Origin of the sequence: Exiguobacterium indicum HHS 31 (genome assembly GCF_001939065.1) — a bacterium.
Classification (GTDB): Bacteria; Bacillota; Bacilli; order Exiguobacteriales; family Exiguobacteriaceae; genus Exiguobacterium_A; species Exiguobacterium_A indicum.
Map to the genome: position 1 here is coordinate 15,709 of NZ_MPSZ01000007.1, position 18,051 is coordinate 33,759.

Annotated in this window: 18 protein-coding genes and 1 riboswitch; of the genes, 17 read left to right on the forward strand and 1 reads right to left on the reverse strand. The window is 50.0% G+C overall.

Annotation, left to right across the window (positions count from 1 at the left end):
* Positions 1-648 (reverse strand): class I SAM-dependent methyltransferase, encoded by a 648-nt coding sequence (locus tag N179_RS13935; protein WP_055968860.1) that lies wholly within the window; start codon positions 646-648, stop codon positions 1-3.
* 183 nt (positions 649-831) lie between these two features.
* Between N179_RS13935 and N179_RS13940 the strand changes: the two genes are divergently transcribed.
* The 17 genes from N179_RS13940 to sufD all read left to right on the forward strand — a co-directional run bounded on the left by N179_RS13940 (position 832) and on the right by sufD (position 18,051).
* Entirely contained in the window at positions 832-3,249 is a 2,418-nt protein-coding gene (locus N179_RS13940; RefSeq protein WP_055968858.1) for a 3-hydroxyacyl-CoA dehydrogenase/enoyl-CoA hydratase family protein, read from the forward strand.
* A 17-nt stretch (positions 3,250-3,266) separates the two neighbouring features.
* Positions 3,267-4,457 carry an acetyl-CoA C-acetyltransferase gene (locus N179_RS13945; protein WP_075643064.1) on the forward strand — a complete coding sequence of 397 codons (1,191 nt, stop codon included), beginning with the start codon at positions 3,267-3,269 and terminating at the stop codon, positions 4,455-4,457.
* Positions 4,454-6,238 carry an acyl-CoA dehydrogenase family protein gene (locus N179_RS13950; protein WP_023469171.1) on the forward strand — a complete coding sequence of 595 codons (1,785 nt, stop codon included), beginning with the start codon at positions 4,454-4,456 and terminating at the stop codon, positions 6,236-6,238. Before N179_RS13945 ends, N179_RS13950 begins: the two co-directional genes overlap by 4 nt.
* Before the next feature lie 75 nt (positions 6,239-6,313).
* Complete coding sequence (locus N179_RS13955; RefSeq protein ID WP_023469170.1) at positions 6,314-6,766, forward strand: DinB family protein; 453 nt, start codon at positions 6,314-6,316, stop codon at positions 6,764-6,766.
* A gap of 34 nt (positions 6,767-6,800) precedes the next feature.
* Entirely contained in the window at positions 6,801-7,163 is a 363-nt protein-coding gene (locus N179_RS13960) for an arsenate reductase family protein (RefSeq protein WP_023469169.1), read from the forward strand.
* Between the two features lie 64 nt (positions 7,164-7,227).
* A complete protein-coding gene (gcvH, locus tag N179_RS13965; RefSeq protein WP_050678664.1) occupies positions 7,228-7,611 on the forward strand; it encodes a glycine cleavage system protein GcvH in 384 nt (127 codons plus the stop codon).
* 98 nt (positions 7,612-7,709) lie between these two features.
* Positions 7,710-7,991 carry a thioredoxin family protein gene (locus tag N179_RS13970; protein ID WP_023469167.1) on the forward strand — a complete coding sequence of 94 codons (282 nt, stop codon included), beginning with the start codon at positions 7,710-7,712 and terminating at the stop codon, positions 7,989-7,991.
* A gap of 538 nt (positions 7,992-8,529) precedes the next feature.
* Positions 8,530-9,168, forward strand: a complete 639-nt coding sequence (locus N179_RS13975; RefSeq protein ID WP_075643065.1) for a class I SAM-dependent methyltransferase — start codon at positions 8,530-8,532, stop codon at positions 9,166-9,168.
* A gap of 3 nt (positions 9,169-9,171) precedes the next feature.
* Positions 9,172-9,636: an S-ribosylhomocysteine lyase gene (locus N179_RS13980; protein WP_023469165.1), complete on the forward strand. Its 465-nt coding sequence runs from the start codon at positions 9,172-9,174 to the stop codon at positions 9,634-9,636.
* The gene (locus tag N179_RS13985; protein WP_023469164.1) at positions 9,633-10,556 is read left to right on the forward strand and encodes a PLP-dependent cysteine synthase family protein; all 924 of its coding nucleotides are present in this window, start codon (positions 9,633-9,635) and stop codon (positions 10,554-10,556) included. Before N179_RS13980 ends, N179_RS13985 begins: the two co-directional genes overlap by 4 nt.
* Complete coding sequence (locus N179_RS13990) at positions 10,549-11,715, forward strand: bifunctional cystathionine gamma-lyase/homocysteine desulfhydrase (RefSeq protein WP_023469163.1); 1,167 nt, start codon at positions 10,549-10,551, stop codon at positions 11,713-11,715. Before N179_RS13985 ends, N179_RS13990 begins: the two co-directional genes overlap by 8 nt.
* Positions 11,716-11,772: 57 nt before the next feature.
* Positions 11,773-11,877: riboswitch (SAM riboswitch) on the forward strand.
* A gap of 78 nt (positions 11,878-11,955) precedes the next feature.
* Complete coding sequence (locus N179_RS13995) at positions 11,956-12,978, forward strand: methionine ABC transporter ATP-binding protein (protein WP_023469162.1); 1,023 nt, start codon at positions 11,956-11,958, stop codon at positions 12,976-12,978.
* Positions 12,975-13,640, forward strand: a complete 666-nt coding sequence (locus tag N179_RS14000; RefSeq protein ID WP_023469161.1) for a methionine ABC transporter permease — start codon at positions 12,975-12,977, stop codon at positions 13,638-13,640. Before N179_RS13995 ends, N179_RS14000 begins: the two co-directional genes overlap by 4 nt.
* 32 nt (positions 13,641-13,672) lie before the next feature.
* Entirely contained in the window at positions 13,673-14,506 is an 834-nt protein-coding gene (locus tag N179_RS14005; protein ID WP_023469160.1) for a MetQ/NlpA family ABC transporter substrate-binding protein, read from the forward strand.
* A 79-nt stretch (positions 14,507-14,585) separates the two neighbouring features.
* A complete protein-coding gene (locus N179_RS14010; RefSeq protein WP_075643066.1) occupies positions 14,586-15,836 on the forward strand; it encodes an MDR family MFS transporter in 1,251 nt (416 codons plus the stop codon).
* Between the two features lie 133 nt (positions 15,837-15,969).
* Positions 15,970-16,755 carry a Fe-S cluster assembly ATPase SufC gene (gene sufC, locus N179_RS14015; RefSeq protein WP_023469158.1) on the forward strand — a complete coding sequence of 262 codons (786 nt, stop codon included), beginning with the start codon at positions 15,970-15,972 and terminating at the stop codon, positions 16,753-16,755.
* An 18-nt stretch (positions 16,756-16,773) separates the two neighbouring features.
* Complete coding sequence (sufD, locus tag N179_RS14020; protein ID WP_023469157.1) at positions 16,774-18,051, forward strand: Fe-S cluster assembly protein SufD; 1,278 nt, start codon at positions 16,774-16,776, stop codon at positions 18,049-18,051.

An 18,051-nucleotide genomic window follows, 5' to 3' on the forward strand; every position in this document is an offset into this window, starting at 1 on the left:
TTATCTCTCCCTCGCAGCTGTCGTCTGAAAAGCAAACAAACACGAGAAAGCATGGGCTTGATCCAGTAACCGATGCCCCGTCATGACGGCACCTTCTTTTTGGATGACCGCTTCATCGAGTAACGTCCAGCCTCGTTCTTTTGCTAGCTGCAACAGTTCCCACGGCATCATCGTATTCCCCATCGCGACTTCCTCACCGTAGAGACGACGGTAAGCAAGTTGCCGTGGTGCTGCTGTCGGACCGAGTAGACTGATGACGACAAGCGGGGCGACACGTTCGATTTCTTGCAGTACTTGAACGGGACGTGTCGACCATTCGAGTGAGTTGACGGCGAGGACGACATCAAACGCATGATCGGCGAACGGCAATGCTTCACCCGTTCCAACGATGAACGTCTGCTCGGGTGACTTCTCACGGGCGATCCGGATCATCTCGTCTGAGACATCAAGTCCGACTGTCTGAAAGTCCGGTGTCAGTAAGCGACAGGCTGCTCCATCACCGCAACCGAGATCAAGCAAGCGACCACCGGTGATTGTTTTTCGTAAGAACGGCAAAACAGTTTTCCGACTGCCGTTCGTCCACATATCGTCAGCGCGATCCGCCCAGTCAGCGGCTTTTTGATTCCATACATGCTCGGTTTGACTCATTTTCAACCACTCCTTTTTATCAGTCTAACAGGAAAATTTGTCCATTGACTGATTTTTTATTGCTACTGAATCATTATTCATTTATGATGAAGATGTAGAAGAAGCACACCAAAGTCGTTCGGCTTCTTTTTTTGTCAGTATAATGAATGGTTGTTCATTCAATTTAAAATCAGGGGGTATATCATGGCGAGTCAAATCGGTCAGCCGACCACAATCCAGTTGACGAAACACATCCAATTCGCCGTCATCATCGGTTCAGGGGTGATGGGTGCAGGCATCGCGGCACATCTTGCGAATGCTGGCATACGGACATTGATGCTTGATATCGTACCAAAAGAACTTACGGCACAAGAAGAGAAGCAGGGCTTGACGCTGAGTGATCCGCGCGTCCGTTCCCGCATCGCGCGCGATAACCGCGAAAAACTCTTGAAACAAAATCCAGCACCACTCGCGTCGAAAAAATTGATTGACTTCATCGAGGTCGGAAACTTAGAAGACGACTTAGAACGTCTGAAGGAAGCAGACTGGATCGTCGAAGTCGTCGTTGAACGACTCGACGTCAAACAGCAATTGTTTAAAACGATCGAACCGTTCATTCGGGAAGACGCGATCGTCAGCTCGAACACATCAGGCATTTCGATCGAAGCGATGCGCGAAGGGCGTTCGGAGTCGTTCAATCGTCGTTTCCTCGGGACACACTTCTTTAATCCACCACGTTATCTGAAGTTACTTGAGTTGATTCCAACGTCAGACACGGATCCGAGTGTCGTCGACTTTATGAAGCAATTCGCAGAGGAACGACTCGGGAAAGGTGTTGTCATTGCGAAGGATACACCGAACTTCATCGGCAACCGAATCGGGACATACGGTCTTCTCGTGACGATGGATGAGATGAAAAAAGGTGGCTATTCGATCGGGGAGGTCGATTCGGTCACAGGTCCACTGCTTGGTCGCCCAGGGTCAGCGACGTTCCGGACACTCGACGTCGTCGGCATCGACACGTTCGTTCACGTCGCGAACAACGTCTATGACTTGTTGCCAGAAGGCGAGGAGAAGGAGACGTTCGCGGTTCCGGCTGAAATGCGTCGCCTTGTCGAACAAGGGGCACTCGGTGCGAAGACGGGTCAAGGCTTCTATAAGAAAGTCGGAAAACAGATCCTTGAACTCGATTTAGAGACATTTGAGTACGTTGAAAAGAAAGCGCTTACCGAGCCGTCAATCGGACAAGCTAAAGCACTTCCGGGCGCAAAAAACAAGCTGAAAGCCGTTGTCTTCGCGCAAGATCGTGTCGGTGCTTTACTCTGGCCGATCCATGCGAAAACATTGCTCTACTCAGCTCAGCTGACTGGTGAGATCGCAGACGACATCAAAGCGATCGACGAAGCAATGAAATGGGGCTTCGGCTGGAAGATGGGACCGTTCGAGACATGGGACGCACTTGGTGTCGAGAAAACGGTCGCGAAGATGAAACAAGACGGTTACGCAGTACCGGCATGGGTCGATGAGATGCTCGCAGCAGGAAAAACGAGCTTCTATGATGCGTCCGGTCGTCATTATGACGTTGCAACGAAAGACTACGTTGGAGCAACGGTCAATCCGAAGGAAATCCGCCTCCGCGACGTCCGGAAGTCAAACGGTGTTTTACTAGAGAACAACGGGGCACGCCTGCTTGATATCGGCGACGATGTTGCGGTGCTCGAGTTCACATCGAAGAGCAATGCGATCGGTGTCGACATCATGCAGATGATCGAACAGTCGGTCGATCTCGTTGAGAAAAACCACCGTGGTCTCGTCATCGCGAACGATGGCAAGAACTTCTGTGTCGGTGCGAACCTAGCGATGATGCTGATGGAAGCGGAAGATGAAAACTGGTTCGAACTCGACTGGATCATCAACAAGTTCCAACAATCGATTCAAAAGATTCGTTACGCATCACGTCCGATCGTCGCTGCCCCACAAGGAATGACGCTTGGTGGCGGTACGGAGATCTCGCTTCCGGCGGCTCGTCTGCAAGCTGGTCTTGAAACGTATATGGGTCTCGTCGAAGTCGGTGTCGGTCTAATTCCGGGAGGCGGCGGAAACGTCAACACGTACCGTCGACTGTTAGAAAACACACCGGACGGACTCGTCAATATCGAGAAAGCAGCGCAAAAGACGTTCGAGAACGTCGCGATGGCAAAAGTCTCAAAATCAGCCTTTGAAGCACGCGAACTCGGATATGTCCGCTCCGTTGATCAAATCTCGATGAACCGGGATCACTTGACGTATGATGCGAAACAACTCGTCCTTGAACTGGACCGGACCGGCTACACGGCACCAGCGAAAGCGAAGATTCCAGTCGTCGGTCGTGCGGGGAAAGCGACGCTTGAACTCGCAACACGCGAAATGTTCTACGGCGGTTATATCTCGGAACACGATTTGAAAATCGCAAGTAAACTCGCACACGTCATCGCCGGCGGAAACGTCGCCTTCGGTAGCCACGTCGATGAACAATATATGCTCGACATCGAACGGGAAGCATTCTTGAGCCTGATCGGTGAGATGAAGACACAACAACGGATGCAGCACATGCTCGTCAAAGGCAAGCCGCTTCGTAACTGAGGACTGGGGGGATTCGGATGAAGGAAGCAGTAATCGTCGCCGGTGCACGAACACCGGTCGGAAAAGCAAAAAAGGGCGCATTCAAATCGATGCGCTCGGATGAATTAGCAGGCATCGCCATCCAGGAAACGTTGAAACGGTCCGGTTACACGGGAGCGGTCGATGACGTCATTCTCGGATGTGCCTTGCCGGAAGCGGAACAAGGCATGAACATCGCCCGTTACGCTTCGGTCCTCGGTGGATTATCACACGAGGTACCGGCGATCACGATCAACCGGTATTGCTCAAGTGGACTACAATCGATCGCTGACGCAGCGATGAAGATCATGACGGGGCAAGCAACCGCTGTCGTCGCTGGTGGACTTGAATCGATGAGCCAAGTCCCGATGCCAGGTCACGTCGTCCGACCTAATCCGTCGATCGTCGACACGGCACCGGAATACTACATGAGCATGGGGCACACAGCGGAGCAAGTCGCTGCGACCTACAATGTCTCACGGGAAGATCAAGATGCGTTTGCCTTGAAGAGCCATCAAAAAGCAGCGGCCGCAATCGCGGCTGGTAAGTTCGCAGAAGAGATCATCCCGGTAACGGTGACGGAACAATTCGTCAATGATGAACTGAAAATCGAAGAGAAGACATTCATCGTCGAACACGATGAAGGCGTTCGTCCGGATTCGTCACCGGAAGGTCTTGCGAAACTTCGCCCAGCGTTCCGCCTTGGCGGTAGCGTCACAGCAGGGAACTCTTCGCAGACGTCAGACGGTGCGGCAGCTGTCCTCGTCATGGAACGGGAAGAAGCAGAACGCCAAGGGTTACCGATTCTCGGAAAGTTCAAATCGTTCGCGGTCGGTGGTGTCCGTCCGGAAGTGATGGGAATCGGACCGGTCGTCGCGATTCCGAAAGCACTTGAACTCGCAGGCATCACGCTTGAAGACGTCGGATTGATCGAGTTGAACGAAGCGTTCGCATCGCAGTCGCTCGGTGTCATCCGCGAGCTTGGATTAAACGAAGACATCGTCAACGTCAACGGTGGAGCGATCGCCCTCGGTCACCCACTCGGTTGTACAGGAACAAAACTCACATTGACGCTCTTGCATGAAATGAAACGTCGGAATGTCCAGTATGGTGTCGTCTCGATGTGTATCGGTGGCGGAATGGGCGCAGCAGGTGTATTCGAATTAGTTGAAGGAGGAACAGGACAATGAGCCAAACGACAAACGAATTAATCAAAGGTGGCAGTTTCGTATTAGATGAGTTAGCACCAGAACGTCTCTTCACACCAGAGGATTTCTCGGAAGAACACAAAATGGTCGGTGACATGACAGCGAAGTTCGTCGAAGATCGTGTCGTTCCTGTCCTTGACCGAATCGAAAAACACGAGTTCGAATTATCAGTCGGTCTCCTCCGTGAAGCAGGCGAGCTTGGTCTACTCGGTGCAGACGTTCCGGAAGCATACGGCGGCTATCAGATGGATAAGATTTCGTCTTCGATCATTACGGAAAAGTTCGCACGGGGTCGTTCATTTGCCCTCAGCTACGGCGCACACGTCGGAATCGGTTCGTTGCCGATCGTCTTCTTCGGTAACGAAGAGCAAAAGCATAAATACTTGCCGAAACTCGCTTCAGGGGAGTGGATCGCTTCGTACGCGTTGACGGAACCAGGCTCTGGTTCGGATGCTCTTGGTGCTAAAACGACGGCTGTCTTGAACGAAGCTGGTACGCACTACATCTTGAACGGTGAAAAACAATGGATCACGAACGCTGGTTTTGCAAGCTTGTTCGTTGTCTACGCAAAAATTGACGGTGACAAGTTCACCGCCTTCCTCGTCGAAGGATCGTATCCAGGCGTCTCGACAGGCGTCGAGGAACAAAAGATGGGAATCAAAGGATCATCGACACGGACGTTGATCTTACAAGATGCAGAAGTACCAGTCGATAACGTCCTCGGTGAGATCGGACGCGGTCACGTCATCGCCTTCAACATCTTGAACGTCGGTCGTTATAAATTAGCTGTTGGTGCTGTCGGTTCGTCAAAACGAGCGATTGATCTTGCAGTCCAGTACTCGAATGAACGGAAACAGTTCAAGACACCGATCAGCTCGTTCCCATTGATTCAAGAAAAACTCGCGACGATGGCAGCACAGACGTATGCGATGGAAAGTTCAGTCTACCGGACGGGTGGTCTGTTCCAAGACAGTCTCGATCAGTTGTCAGAAGAAGAGAGCAAGGACGGTAAGAAAATCGCCGATGCAATCGCGGAGTACGCGATTGAATGCTCGATGAACAAAGTCTTTGCTTCGGAAACATTTGATTACGTCATCGATGAAGCGGTCCAGATTCACGGTGGTTACGGCTTCATGGCAGAATATGAAGTCGAGAACATGTACCGAGATTCGCGGATCAACCGGATCTTCGAAGGAACGAACGAGATCAACCGTCTCCTCGTCCCAGGAACATTGCTGAAGAAAGCGATGAAAGGCGAGTTGCCGTTGCTTGCGGAAGCACAGCGTCTGCAACAAGAAGTGATGAGCTTCATGCCGACCGAAATCGGAACAGCACCACTTGATCGCGAACGTCATTTACTCGCGATGATGAAGAAAATCTTCTTGTTGACTGCCGGAACAGCGGTCCAGAAATACCAGGACAAACTCCAAGGCGAACAAGAGATCTTAGCGAACACAGCTGACATCATGAGTGCGATCTATGCGCTTGAGTCAGCGATCGTTCGGACGGACAAAGCGATTGCCGACAAAGGGATCGAGAAGAGCGAACTGAAAGTCCGTTACACGGAAGTCTTCGCACAACAAGCGTTCGAAGCTGTCGAGCGTGACGCGAAAGAGACGCTCTACGCGGCAGCAAGCGGCGACGAGCTCCGGATGTTGCTCTCAGCGCTGAAAAAATTCAGCCGTTACCAGCCGATCAACGTCATCGGTACGAAACGCGACATCGCAAAACGCCTCATCGAGTCAAACAAATATACGGTCTAAGTCAGGTTTACCGCTTCGCCTTTGCAGGGAAAATCTCTGTAAAGGCGAAGTTTTTGGTTGGAGGAGGAAAACGAGATGCGCCAAGAATTGGTTGAACTGCAATTTGCGATTGCCTACTATCAATCCCTTGAACGTTTGTCGCCGGAAGAATGGGATCTGCCGCTTGCGCTTAACAAGTGGACCGTCCTTGAGTGCGTCAGTCATCTGTATTTATGGGACCGGTTTTATTACGATCATGCCATCTCGAAATTACCGGATGAACCGTTGACGCTCGTCGAGACGGATTTTGATCAGTTCAATCGACTAGCGGTCGAATATGCGCATCATATTGATCCGCTCGCCTTATTGAAGAAAGCAATCAGCGTCCGGCGTGACATCGTCAATCACCTCGATCGTTTGTCTGACGAGCAATTTGAAGCGACCTATGAGGATTTTCGACCGCAAGCCTTCGTCGAGTCGTTCGTTGCCCATGACGCCCATCATCAAGATCAGATTGACGGGGCGCTCGCACGCTTGAAGCAGAAGTGATCCATCTGCTACTCTTGAAGGTGAGGTGAGGAATATGACAAAAACAGTCACGATGTACGGCTATCCGAAATGTAGTACGTGCGTCAAAGCGAAAAAAGCACTCGAACAGCACGGTGTCGAAGTGGATTACAAACATATCGTCGAGGAAACACCATCTGCAACGACGATCCAGGAACTTCATCAAAAGAGTGGAGAGCCGTTGAAGAAATTCTTCAACACGAGCGGTCAATCGTATCGTTCGCAAGGGATCAAGGACAAACTTCCAGAGTTATCGGAAGACGAGCAATACAAGTTGCTCGCAAGTGATGGTATGTTGTTGAAGCGTCCGATCGTTACAGACGGGAAAGACGTCACGATCGGCTTCAAGGAAGAAATGTATCAAGGAAAATGGTATTAAGTTCAGAGTCGATTTTGGTATACTGAACACGTTAGTCCAAATTAGTCCACAGGGGGAATCGGAAATGAGTCAAGTAAAAGACAACTTACGCTATTCGGAAGAACATGAATGGGTCGAAGTATCAGGAAACAAGGCGCGCATCGGAATCACGGATTTCGCGCAACACGAACTCGGGGATATCGTCTTCGTCGAATTGCCTGAAGTCGGTGATACGATCACAGCAAACGAGCCATTCGGTTCAGTCGAGTCGGTCAAGACAGTCTCGGAACTATATGCACCGATCACTGGTAAAGTCGTTGCCATCAACGAAAATCTTTCAGATTCCCCAGAACTCGTCAACGAGTCACCATTCGAAGGCGCTTGGATGGTCGACATCGAAATCGAAGATGCTTCACAAGTCGAAGCATTGATGGATGCTGCAGCATACAAATCGATGATCAACGAGTAATACTTAACGAAAAGAGAGTGAACGAGGCGCTTGCGTTTCGTCCGCTCTCTTTTTTTTGTATACTGACGACAGATACCACGAAGAAAGGAGCGACCGTCATGCAAGAGGTCACGACCGTCCCGGAAAACGGGCTATTGTATGTCTATGCACCGATGTGCGGGACATGCGCCATCGCGGAACGTATGCTCGATATCGTCGAAGCGACGGAATCAGGTCAATCGATTCAGAAGGCGAACGGGAATTTCATTCCGGATTTCTTAGAAGAAGCCCGTGTCATGAGTGTTCCTGCGTTGTTGCGAATTGAAGAAAATCAAGTCGTAGAGCGACTTTATGCTTTCCAGTCCGTTCAAAACGTCTTTGCTTTCTGTCAAGAACGGTAAGAAAAGTCCGATTGGATTTTTCTTTTTGTTAAATTGTCGGAATATTTACAATAATCCGTTGACAACGCAGAAATATGAATGGTATATTCATAACAACTTCTAGAAATGCATTATAGGAAGTCTAGCAGAGATGATTGTTCAATACGATTCAAGTCCTGAACCCTTTCTCCCATCCTAAGCCGGTGTATTGTTTCCCCTTAAGTCGTCCCCCAAAGACGAAGCGGTGCAATGAACGGGTGGTGGATCGAAAGGACCGATCAGGAAGTGAACGTAAGCTGGCAATCATGTCGAACAGGCGCCGTCCTCCACGCGGAAGAGCGAACAATTCCGAATGGAGCTGGGTTTTCCTTCGTAGCATTTCTAACCACATTATTCGTGTTGTCGGTTCGCCGGCAACGCCTTTTTTTGTTTTCTGGAAGTTTTTTGAGCCGGTCGCTTGCCAGGATAGAATCTCCTTGCTACAATGCGAATAAGGAAAATTACTTTAATTCATATCCGATTACTCGGAATTAACTGGTGAGATGGAGGACGACAAGGCATGACAGTACGTTTTATGGATGTTTTCACAGAATGGGCATCGACGTATGACGAGACAGTAACCGGACACGATCCGGAGTATAAAGAGGTTTTTCGTCGATACGATGAGATTTTGGATACAGTAGCGGATAAAGCGCAGTCGCCGGTCATTGAATTCGGAGCAGGCACAGGGAACCTGACACAACGTCTTCTGGCACGTCACGACGCCCTACTCGCCGTCGAACCAAGTCCGGAGATGCGGGCAATCCTGACGGAAAAGATTCCGTCACTTGAGGTACAAGACGGTCACTTCCTCTCGTTCGAAGCGCAGGAAGCACGCAGTTTTGTTTCGACGTATGCGTTTCATCATCTAACAGATGAGGAAAAGGGAGAAGCGATCGAACTGATGGCATCACATTTACCGGCAGACGGAAAAATCGTCTACGCGGATACGATGTTCGTCTCAGAAGAGGCACGCCTGCAAACGATTCGTGAAGCACGTGCTCAAGGGTTCGACGCGTTAGCGGAAGATCTCGAACGCGAGTTCTACCCGTTGATTCCAGTTATGGAAGAATTGTTTACAGCACGAGGATTCACTGTTAAATTTATACAATACAATCACTTCGTCTGGCTCGTAGAAGCCGAGAAAATGGGGGAATAAATCATGGCACTTCAAAAAATGAACGTCGAAAGCTTTAACCTGGATCATACGAAAGTCAAAGCACCTTATATCCGCGTCGCGGGTTATAAAGAAGGTAAAGTCGACCAAGTCGTCAAATACGATATCCGTTTCACGCAACCAAACGTTGAGCAAATGCCGATGCGTGCGATGCACACACTCGAGCACTTACTTGCTGAAAACATCCGTAACTACTCGGATGATGTCATCGATGTCTCGCCGATGGGATGCCAAACAGGTTTCTACATGGCGATGATGAACTTCGACTCGGTCGAAAAAATGAGCGAACTCGTTGAGAAGACGTTGAAAGACGTCCTCGCAGCAGAAGAGATTCCAGCGCAAAACGAAGTCCAATGTGGATTTGCGAGCGCACATGACCTCAAAGGAGCGAAGCACTATGCCGAGAAAATGCTTGCCGGTCGTGATGAATGGGACATCGTCTTCGGATGATCGCGAACAACGTCCGCGACCTCGTCGGAAACACACCACTCTACGAGATCACTTCATTCGATTTGCCTGCTGGTACGCGCATTTTGGCGAAGCTCGAATGGATGAACCCTGGGGGCAGCGTCAAAGACCGCCTTGGCATTCAACTCGTTGATGCAGCAATCGAAAACGGACATGTGACACCAGGCGGTACGATCATCGAGCCGACAGCCGGGAATACCGGCATCGGCTTGGCGCTCGCCGCTAAAAAATACGATCTCCAAGTCATCTGTGTCGTTCCGGAAAAATTCAGTCAGGAAAAGCAGACGTTGATGCGGGCACTCGGCGCAACCGTCGTCAACACGCCGACTGAACTCGATATGCAAGGGGCCATCGACCGGGCAAAAGAACTCGGTCAGGAAATTCCGAATAGTTACGTTCCGTTACAATTCGAAAACGAAGAGAACCCAGTCACGTATCAGCGGACACTCGGTCCTGAGCTGATTGCGGACTTACCGCATATCGACTGGTTCGTTGCCGGTTGTGGTTCAGGTGGTACGTTCGCCGGAACAGCGGACTTCTTAAAACAACGTCTCGGTACAAAAGCAGCAATCGTCGAACCGGAAGGCTCCGTCTTAAATGGTGGTCCAGCCGGTCCGCATAAGACAGAAGGTATCGGTACAGCAAAATGGCCAAGTCTCGTGCCGCGCGAACTCGTCGACGAGATTCATACGATTTCTGACCGTGATGCATTTGACGCAGTTCATACACTCGCTGCTCGCGAAGGATTACTCGTTGGTAGTTCAGCAGGTGCAGCGCTTGTTGCTGCGCTTGATATCGCAAAGCGTCACCCCGGCAGTACGATCGTCACCGTCTTCGCAGACAGTGCCGAACGCTACTTGAGCCAACAAATCTTTGAAAAGGTGGACGAAACTCATGCGTAAGAAGACAGCATTGATTCATGGAGGAACAGGTGTCGATCGGGCAACAGGAGCCGTCACACCTCCGATCTATCAAACAAGCACATACAAGCAGGATAAAATCGGTCAACTCAAGGACGGATATGAATATTCACGGACAGCGAACCCTACACGGACGAGCATCGAACGATTGATTGCGGATCTCGAGGGTGGCGCACGTGGTTTTGCCTTCGGTTCTGGGATGGCAGCGATCCATGCCGTCTTCCACTTGCTTGAGTCTGGCGACCACATCGTCATGACGGATGACGTCTACGGTGGTACGTTCCGCTTGATGCAACGCGTTTTACCGAAGTTCAACATCCAAGTGACATTCGTCGATACGACGGATCTTGCGGCAACGGAAGCAGCGATTCAAGACAACACGAAGATCGTCTACGTCGAAACACCGACGAACCCGTTATTGAAAGTTACGGACATTGAAGCAATCGCAACAATCGCAAAACGTCACGATCTTAAACTCGTCGTCGACAACACGTTCGCGACACCATACCATCAACAACCACTCGCACTTGGTGCAGACATCGTCTTGCACAGTGCGACGAAATACATCGGCGGACATTCGGACGTCGTCGCTGGACTTGTCGTCGTCAAAGATGATGCGCTCGGCGAAGAGCTGCACTTCATCCAAAACTCGACAGGCGGCGTGCTTGGACCGCAAGACAGCTTCTTGCTCGTCCGTGGTCTTCGTACACTCGGTATCCGGATGGATGCGATCGAAGAGACAGCACATGATCTCGTTGCGTTCCTACAAGCGCAAGACATCGTCTCGAACATTTTCTACCCAGGACTTGCATCGCATCCTGGTCACGACATCCAAGCGAAACAAGCGACTGGATTTGGTGGGATGATCAGCTTTGATGTCGGTTCAGCAGCGAACGCAGAAAAACTCGTCGAGGCGACACACTTCTTCACACTCGCTGAGAGTCTTGGTGCCGTCGAGAGTCTGATTTCGGTGCCGGCACGGATGACACACGCGTCAATCCCAGCAGAACGTCGGGCAGAACTCGGCATCACGGACGGTCTCGTTCGGATTTCAGTTGGACTTGAGGATGCGGAAGATTTGAAAGAAGACTTAACACGTGCTTTCACGTTCCTCGAAAAAGTTTCTGAAAAAACTGTTTGACAACAAAAATAACCCCTGCTAATATTCAGAATATATTCTACAAACTTAATACCGAAACTCTTATCGAGAGTGGTGGAGGGACTGGCCCGATGAAACCCGGCAACCGCGGATCTAATCCGAAGTGGTGCTAATTCCAGCAGACAAAAGTCTGGGAGATGAGAGCAAATGGTTTTGTGTACTGAAAAGTGCGCGCGTTTGCTCTAAAACGCGCGCACTTTTTTTATTTTAGGAGGGACAGTTGTGATTCGTTTACAAGACGTAGGAAAGATTTATCGCTCAAAGCGCGGAGCGGTCGAAGCCGTCGCGAATGTCGATCTGACAATCGAGCGCGGTGAAATTTTTGGAATAATCGGTTATTCCGGAGCAGGGAAATCCACCCTGATCCGATTACTGAATATGCTCGAAGCACCAACGAGTGGTTCGATCCAAATCGATGGTGTTGAAATGACATCACTAAAACCTAAGGAATTACGAGGCGTCCGCAAGAATGTCTCGATGGTCTTCCAACACTTCAACTTACTATGGTCACGGACGGTTGAAGAGAACATCATGTTCCCACTCGAGCTCGGTGGCTTCCCGAAAGCACACCGCAAGGAACGGGTAGCGGAACTGATCCAACTCGTTGGTTTGGACGGACGCGAAAAAGCCTATCCGTCACAATTATCCGGTGGTCAAAAACAACGTGTCGGTATCGCTCGGGCACTGGCATCGAACCCGGACGTTCTCTTATGTGACGAGGCAACAAGTGCACTCGATCCGAAGACGACGGACTCAATCCTTGAGTTACTCGTCGACATCAATGAAAAACTGAAACTGACGATCGTCTTGATCACACACGAGATGCACGTCATTCAAAAAATCTGTCACCGGGTCGCCGTCATGGAAGCCGGTAAAATCGTCGAGCAAGGACCGGTCGCAGAAGTCTTCCGTCATCCGAAGCAAGCGATGACGAAGGAATTCGTCAAACAATTGACGTCGCCGTCGGAGAACGAGTTAACGTTCGCGAAACTACGCGAACGGTACCCAACCGGAAAAATCGTTCAGTTGACGTTCGTCGGATCGACAGCAGAAAGCCCGATCCTCGCGGAAGTCATGAAGGATTCGCCGGTCCTGTTCAATATCATCGGCGGAAACGTCGGTCAATCACAGGAAGGGGCACTCGGTACACTGTTCATTCAGTTGATCGGGGAAACAGAAGCAACACAAGCGGTCATCACGAAGCTTCAAGCCAGTGATGTTGAAGTGGAGGTGGATCACCGATGATTTCATTCTTTGACAATCTAGATTGGGACATGGTGTGGGAAGCTACAGGCAGTACCGTCTATATGACGGCAATCGCTGGTGTTTCGACATTCGTCCTCGGTTTGATCATTGGTTTACTATTGTATGCGACAAACGAAGAGTTATTGTTCAAGAATCGGGCGTTCTATTCAGTGTTGAGCTTGGTCGTCAACGTCTTCCGTTCGATTCCGTTCATCATCTTACTGATCTTATTGATTCCATTTACGACAGCAATCGTCGGTTCGTTCCTCGGACCAACGGCAGCATTACCGGCACTGATCTTCGGTGCTGCACCATTTTACGGTCGGATGGTTGAACTCGCGTTACGCGAAGTCGATAAAGGTGTCATCGAGGCAGCCGAATCGATGGGCGCGACGAAGTTCCAGATCATCTATAAAGTCTTAATCCCGGAAGCGTTGCCTGCCATCGTTTCTGGTATCACGGTCACACTCGTCTCACTTGTCGGTTATACGGCAATGGCCGGAGTAGTCGGCGGAGGTGGACTTGGGGACATGGCCTTCATCGAAGGATTCCAGCGTTCTCAAAACGATGTCATCGTCATTGCGACACTCTTAATCTTAGCGATTGTCTTCGTCATCCAAATCATTGGTGACTTGCTGATCCGCGCGATCGATAAACGTTAATTCGAAACTTAATCATATTGGAGGAATCATTCATGAAAACTTGGAAAAAATTCGTAGGTACTGCTGCTGTATCCGTCTTAGCAATCAGCCTTGCTGCATGTGGCGAAAAATCATCAGGATCAGGTAGCGACGATAAGACACTCGTCGTTGGTGCTTCGAACGTACCGCATGCTGAGATTCTTGAGCACGTTAAAAAAGAATACGAAGCAAAAGGGTACAAGCTTGAAATCAAGAAGTTCCAAGATTACGTACTTCCGAACAAAGCGCTCGCTTCAAAAGAAATCGATGCGAACTACTTCCAGCACGTGCCGTATCTCGAGCAACAAGAGAAAGAAAACAAATCATATAAGTTCGCGAACGCAGGTGGCGTCCACGTTGAACCACTCGGTATTTACTCGAAGAAATACAAGTCACTCGATAAGTTACCAAACGGTGCAACGATCTTAACGAGCTCAAACGTCGCGGAACGCGGTCGTGTCTTGACGTTCCTTCAAAATGAAGGATTGATCAAGCTTAAAGACGGTAAAACGACAGATGCACAACTCGGTGATATCGCGGAGAACCCGAAGAAACTCAAGTTCAAGACGAACATCGAAGCATCACTTCTTCCGCAAGCTTACAAAAACAATGAAGGCGACGCCGTCCTCATCAACACGAACTATGCGATCGATAACGGTCTGAACCCATTGAAAGACGCGATCGCTTCAGAAGATGAGTCTTCACCATACGTCAACATCATCGTTACACGTGATGGCGATGAAAAAGACAAGCGTGTCACAGCACTTCTTGACGTTCTGCACGAAAAGAAAAACCAAGATTGGATCCTCGACAAGTACAAAGGTGCGGTCGTTCCAGTCAGCAAATAAGTTCACCGAAGCCGGCATCCTTCCTATATAATGGAAGGATGCTTTTCATTTGTCTGAAACAGGGGTTAGGGGGAATCATATGCAACGCATACGTCAACTGCATCCGTTGACACTCGGGGTCTTGTTCGGGACGTTTTTCTCGCGTCTCGGAACGTTCATCACGATGCCGTTCTTCGCCATCTACATGACGACCGTCCTGAAGTTTGATCCTGTCGATGTTGGCTGGGTACTCAGTATCTCGGCGATCGCCAGTCTCGTCATGAGTTTCATCGGCGGCACCTTGTCGGACCGGTATGGTCGCCGGGCGATGATGCTTGCCGGAACGATCGGATTCGCGATCGTCTTCATTGCGCTGGCACAAGTCGAGACATTCTGGGCATTCTTTACGCTCAGTGCCTTGAACGGGGTCTGTCGTTCGATTTTTGAACCATCCGCCCGTGCCTTGATCAGTGATACGACGGACGAAGCGAACCGATTGTTCGTCTTCAATATCCGTTACGCGATGATCAACATCGCAGCAGCGATCGGACCGGGAATCGCTTTACTGCTGAGTGCGGGGAACACGTCCGCGACGTTTTACATCACGGCGTTCGTCTATATCGTGTACGGGGTGATGATTGGTATCTTATTCAAACGTCATCCGATCACCGAGACGCATGGTGGGAAAAAGGTGTCATTCGGAGCAACGGTTCGTCTGTTGCGGACGGATATCGCCTTTACGCTGGCACTCGCCGGCATCATCTTCGGGGTCTTCGGCTACAGTCAGTTCAACTCGACTTTGCCACAGTTCTTGACGGAGACGTCACTCCTTGAAGGCGGGAAGACACTCTATGCGATTTTGATCACGATCAATGCGATCACCGTCTTGATCGTGCAGTATCCGATCATGAAGTTTGGTATGAAGACGTCACCGCTCGTCTCGATCACGACCGGGATTGCGACAGTTGCTGTCGGATTGTTCATCATCGGTAATGTGAGTTCAATTTGGCTGATGGTTGTTGCGATGGTCATCTTCACGTGCGGCGAAGTCATGATGTTCACGATGACTGATATCTTGACCGATCGGTTCGCGAAGCCAGAATTACGGGGCAGTTATTTCGGGGCGATGGGCTTGACGTCGATCGGACAATCAATCGGTCCGATCGCCGGAGGACATTTGTTAAGTTTATATGGAGCGGACCGCCCATTACCGATTTTCGGGATATTAGCGGGCTTGACATTGTTCGGAATACCACTGCTCTTACTGTCACAACGGATTCATCGGGCTTCGACGATCGAGGAACTGGAGGAACCGGTGAAACTTTCGAATGATTCTCAACAAAACGCATGATTTTGAGAAAAATCAACGAGCGATGACGCTTGAATAATACGCGATGTTTCTTTAAGATTAGAATGATACTAAATTAGTAACGCTCGTGTTCTGAATCGTCAGTCACGAAATGAATAGATGGAGGGATTCTAACATGAAGGCTTCACACTTGAAGATTGAAGATCTACACGTCGCGATCGACGGCAAGGAAATCTTGAAAGGCGTCAACTTGGAAATCAAAGGCGGGGAAATCCACGCGGTCATGGGACCAAACGGGACAGGTAAATCAACACTCGCATCAGCATTGATGGGTCACCCATCGTACGAAGTGACATCTGGTTCAGTCACACTCGACGGCGAAGACGTCCTCGACATGGAAGTCGATGAGCGCGCACAAGCGGGTATGTTCCTCGCAATGCAGTACCCAAGCGAAATCAGTGGTGTCACGAACTCCGACTTCCTTCGTTCAGCGATCAACTCGCGTCGTGAAGAAGGCGATGAAATCTCACTCATGAAGTTCATCCGTGAGCTTGATTCACAAATGGGTCTTCTCGAGATGCCTTCAGAAATGGCACACCGTTACCTCAACGAAGGTTTCTCTGGTGGAGAAAAGAAACGTAACGAAATTCTTCAGATGATGATGCTTAAACCAGCGATCGCGATTCTTGATGAAATCGATTCAGGTCTTGATATCGATGCATTGAAAGTCGTCGCAAAAGGTGTCAACGAAATGCGTTCACCTGAATTCGGCTGCTTGATCATCACGCACTACCAACGTCTCTTGAACTATATCGAGCCAGACTTCATCCACATCATGATGGGCGGAAAAATCGTCATGTCTGGTGGTAAAGAACTCGCACACCGTCTCGAAGCAGAAGGTTATGACTGGGTTAAAAAAGAACTCGGCATCGAAGACGTCGAAATCGAAACAAAAGCGTAAGACGAGGGAGGAAGCATGATGACTGTAGAACTGAATCTTGCAGTAAATCGCGAGGCAGTGGCAGAACGTGCGACTCGCTTAGGGGAACCATCTTGGATGGTCGCAAAGCGTCAAGACGCGCTTGATCTTGCCCCAACGCTCGCATTGCCAAAAGTAGAAAAAATCAAGATTGAAGGCTGGAACTTCACAGAAGGTACGACGGAACTCGAAACCGTCACTGGTCTTTCTTCAGATATCGAAGCATTGATCGGCGAAAACCGTGATCACATGCTCGTCACGCGTAACGGACAACTCGTTCACGCGCAAAACAGTGAAGCGGCGAACGGCGTCATCTTCACGACGCTCGAAGACGCTTTAAAACAACACCCGGAACTCGTCGAGAAGTACTTCATGACGGAAGGCGTTCAAGTCAACGAAGATCGTCTTGCGGCATTAAACGCAGCACTTCGTAACGGCGGTACGTTCCTTTATGTACCAAAAGGCGTTAAGCTTTCTGTACCGATGCAAGCGATTTACACGCTTGAGCAATCAGGCGCAGCACTTTACCATCACGCGATCATCGTCGCAGACGCTGACAGCGAATTGACGTATATCGAGAACTTCGTCTCTTACGGTGACGAAGCGCATAACGTCAACGTCGTCACAGAAGTCTTCGTTGAAGACAACGCAAAAGTCCTCTTCGGTGGTGTCGACACGTTATCGAAAGGTGCCATCACGTATATGAACCGTCGTGGTGTCGTCAAACAAGGCGCGAAGCTCGAATGGGCACTCGGTCACATGAATGACGGTCACACGGTTACAGAAACAAAAACACACCTCGTCGGAAACGATTCGTTCTCAGATACGAAAGCCGTTACGGTCGGTCGTGGAGAGCAAAAACAAAACTTCAACGTCCGGACGGACCACTTCGGTAAAGGATCAGAAGGTTTCATCTTGATCCACGGTGTCCAAAAAGACGCAGCAACATCAATCTTCAACGGAACGTCGATGATCCATCACGGCGCTTCGAAATCAAACGGCGTTCAAACGGAACGTGTCCTCATGTTGTCTGAAAAGGCACGTGGTGATGCGAACCCAATCCTCTTGATCGATGAGGATGACGTCATGGCAGGACACGCGGCATCTGTCGGTCGTGTCGATGAACTACAACTCTACTACTTGATGAGCCGTGGCCTTTCACGGAAGGAAGCAGAACGCCTCGTCGTTCACGGATTCCTCCAGCCAGTCGTCTCGGAACTTGCGATTGACTCGGTGAAAGAACGTCTCGTTCAAGTCATCGAAGGGAAAGTAAACTAA

Excerpts from the sequence above, each read along its gene's own strand:
- sufC (WP_023469158.1), top strand. The coding sequence starts at position 15,970 with ATGAAGGCTTCACACTTGAAGATTGAAGATCTACACGTCGCGATCGAC.
- N179_RS13975 (WP_075643065.1), top strand. The coding sequence starts at position 8,530 with ATGACAGTACGTTTTATGGATGTTTTCACAGAATGGGCATCGACGTAT.
- N179_RS13935 (WP_055968860.1), bottom strand. The coding sequence starts at position 648 with ATGAGTCAAACCGAGCATGTATGGAATCAAAAAGCCGCTGACTGGGCG.
- N179_RS13960 (WP_023469169.1), top strand. The coding sequence starts at position 6,801 with ATGACAAAAACAGTCACGATGTACGGCTATCCGAAATGTAGTACGTGC.
- N179_RS13990 (WP_023469163.1), top strand. The coding sequence starts at position 10,549 with ATGCGTAAGAAGACAGCATTGATTCATGGAGGAACAGGTGTCGATCGG.
- sufD (WP_023469157.1), top strand. The coding sequence starts at position 16,774 with ATGACTGTAGAACTGAATCTTGCAGTAAATCGCGAGGCAGTGGCAGAA.
- N179_RS13940 (WP_055968858.1), top strand. The coding sequence starts at position 832 with ATGGCGAGTCAAATCGGTCAGCCGACCACAATCCAGTTGACGAAACAC.
- gcvH (WP_050678664.1), top strand. The coding sequence starts at position 7,228 with ATGAGTCAAGTAAAAGACAACTTACGCTATTCGGAAGAACATGAATGG.
- N179_RS13970 (WP_023469167.1), top strand. The coding sequence starts at position 7,710 with ATGCAAGAGGTCACGACCGTCCCGGAAAACGGGCTATTGTATGTCTAT.
- N179_RS13985 (WP_023469164.1), top strand. The coding sequence starts at position 9,633 with ATGATCGCGAACAACGTCCGCGACCTCGTCGGAAACACACCACTCTAC.
- N179_RS13950 (WP_023469171.1), top strand. The coding sequence starts at position 4,454 with ATGAGCCAAACGACAAACGAATTAATCAAAGGTGGCAGTTTCGTATTA.
- N179_RS13955 (WP_023469170.1), top strand. The coding sequence starts at position 6,314 with ATGCGCCAAGAATTGGTTGAACTGCAATTTGCGATTGCCTACTATCAA.
- N179_RS14000 (WP_023469161.1), top strand. The coding sequence starts at position 12,975 with ATGATTTCATTCTTTGACAATCTAGATTGGGACATGGTGTGGGAAGCT.
- N179_RS13980 (WP_023469165.1), top strand. The coding sequence starts at position 9,172 with ATGGCACTTCAAAAAATGAACGTCGAAAGCTTTAACCTGGATCATACG.
- N179_RS14010 (WP_075643066.1), top strand. The coding sequence starts at position 14,586 with ATGCAACGCATACGTCAACTGCATCCGTTGACACTCGGGGTCTTGTTC.
- N179_RS14005 (WP_023469160.1), top strand. The coding sequence starts at position 13,673 with ATGAAAACTTGGAAAAAATTCGTAGGTACTGCTGCTGTATCCGTCTTA.
- N179_RS13945 (WP_075643064.1), top strand. The coding sequence starts at position 3,267 with ATGAAGGAAGCAGTAATCGTCGCCGGTGCACGAACACCGGTCGGAAAA.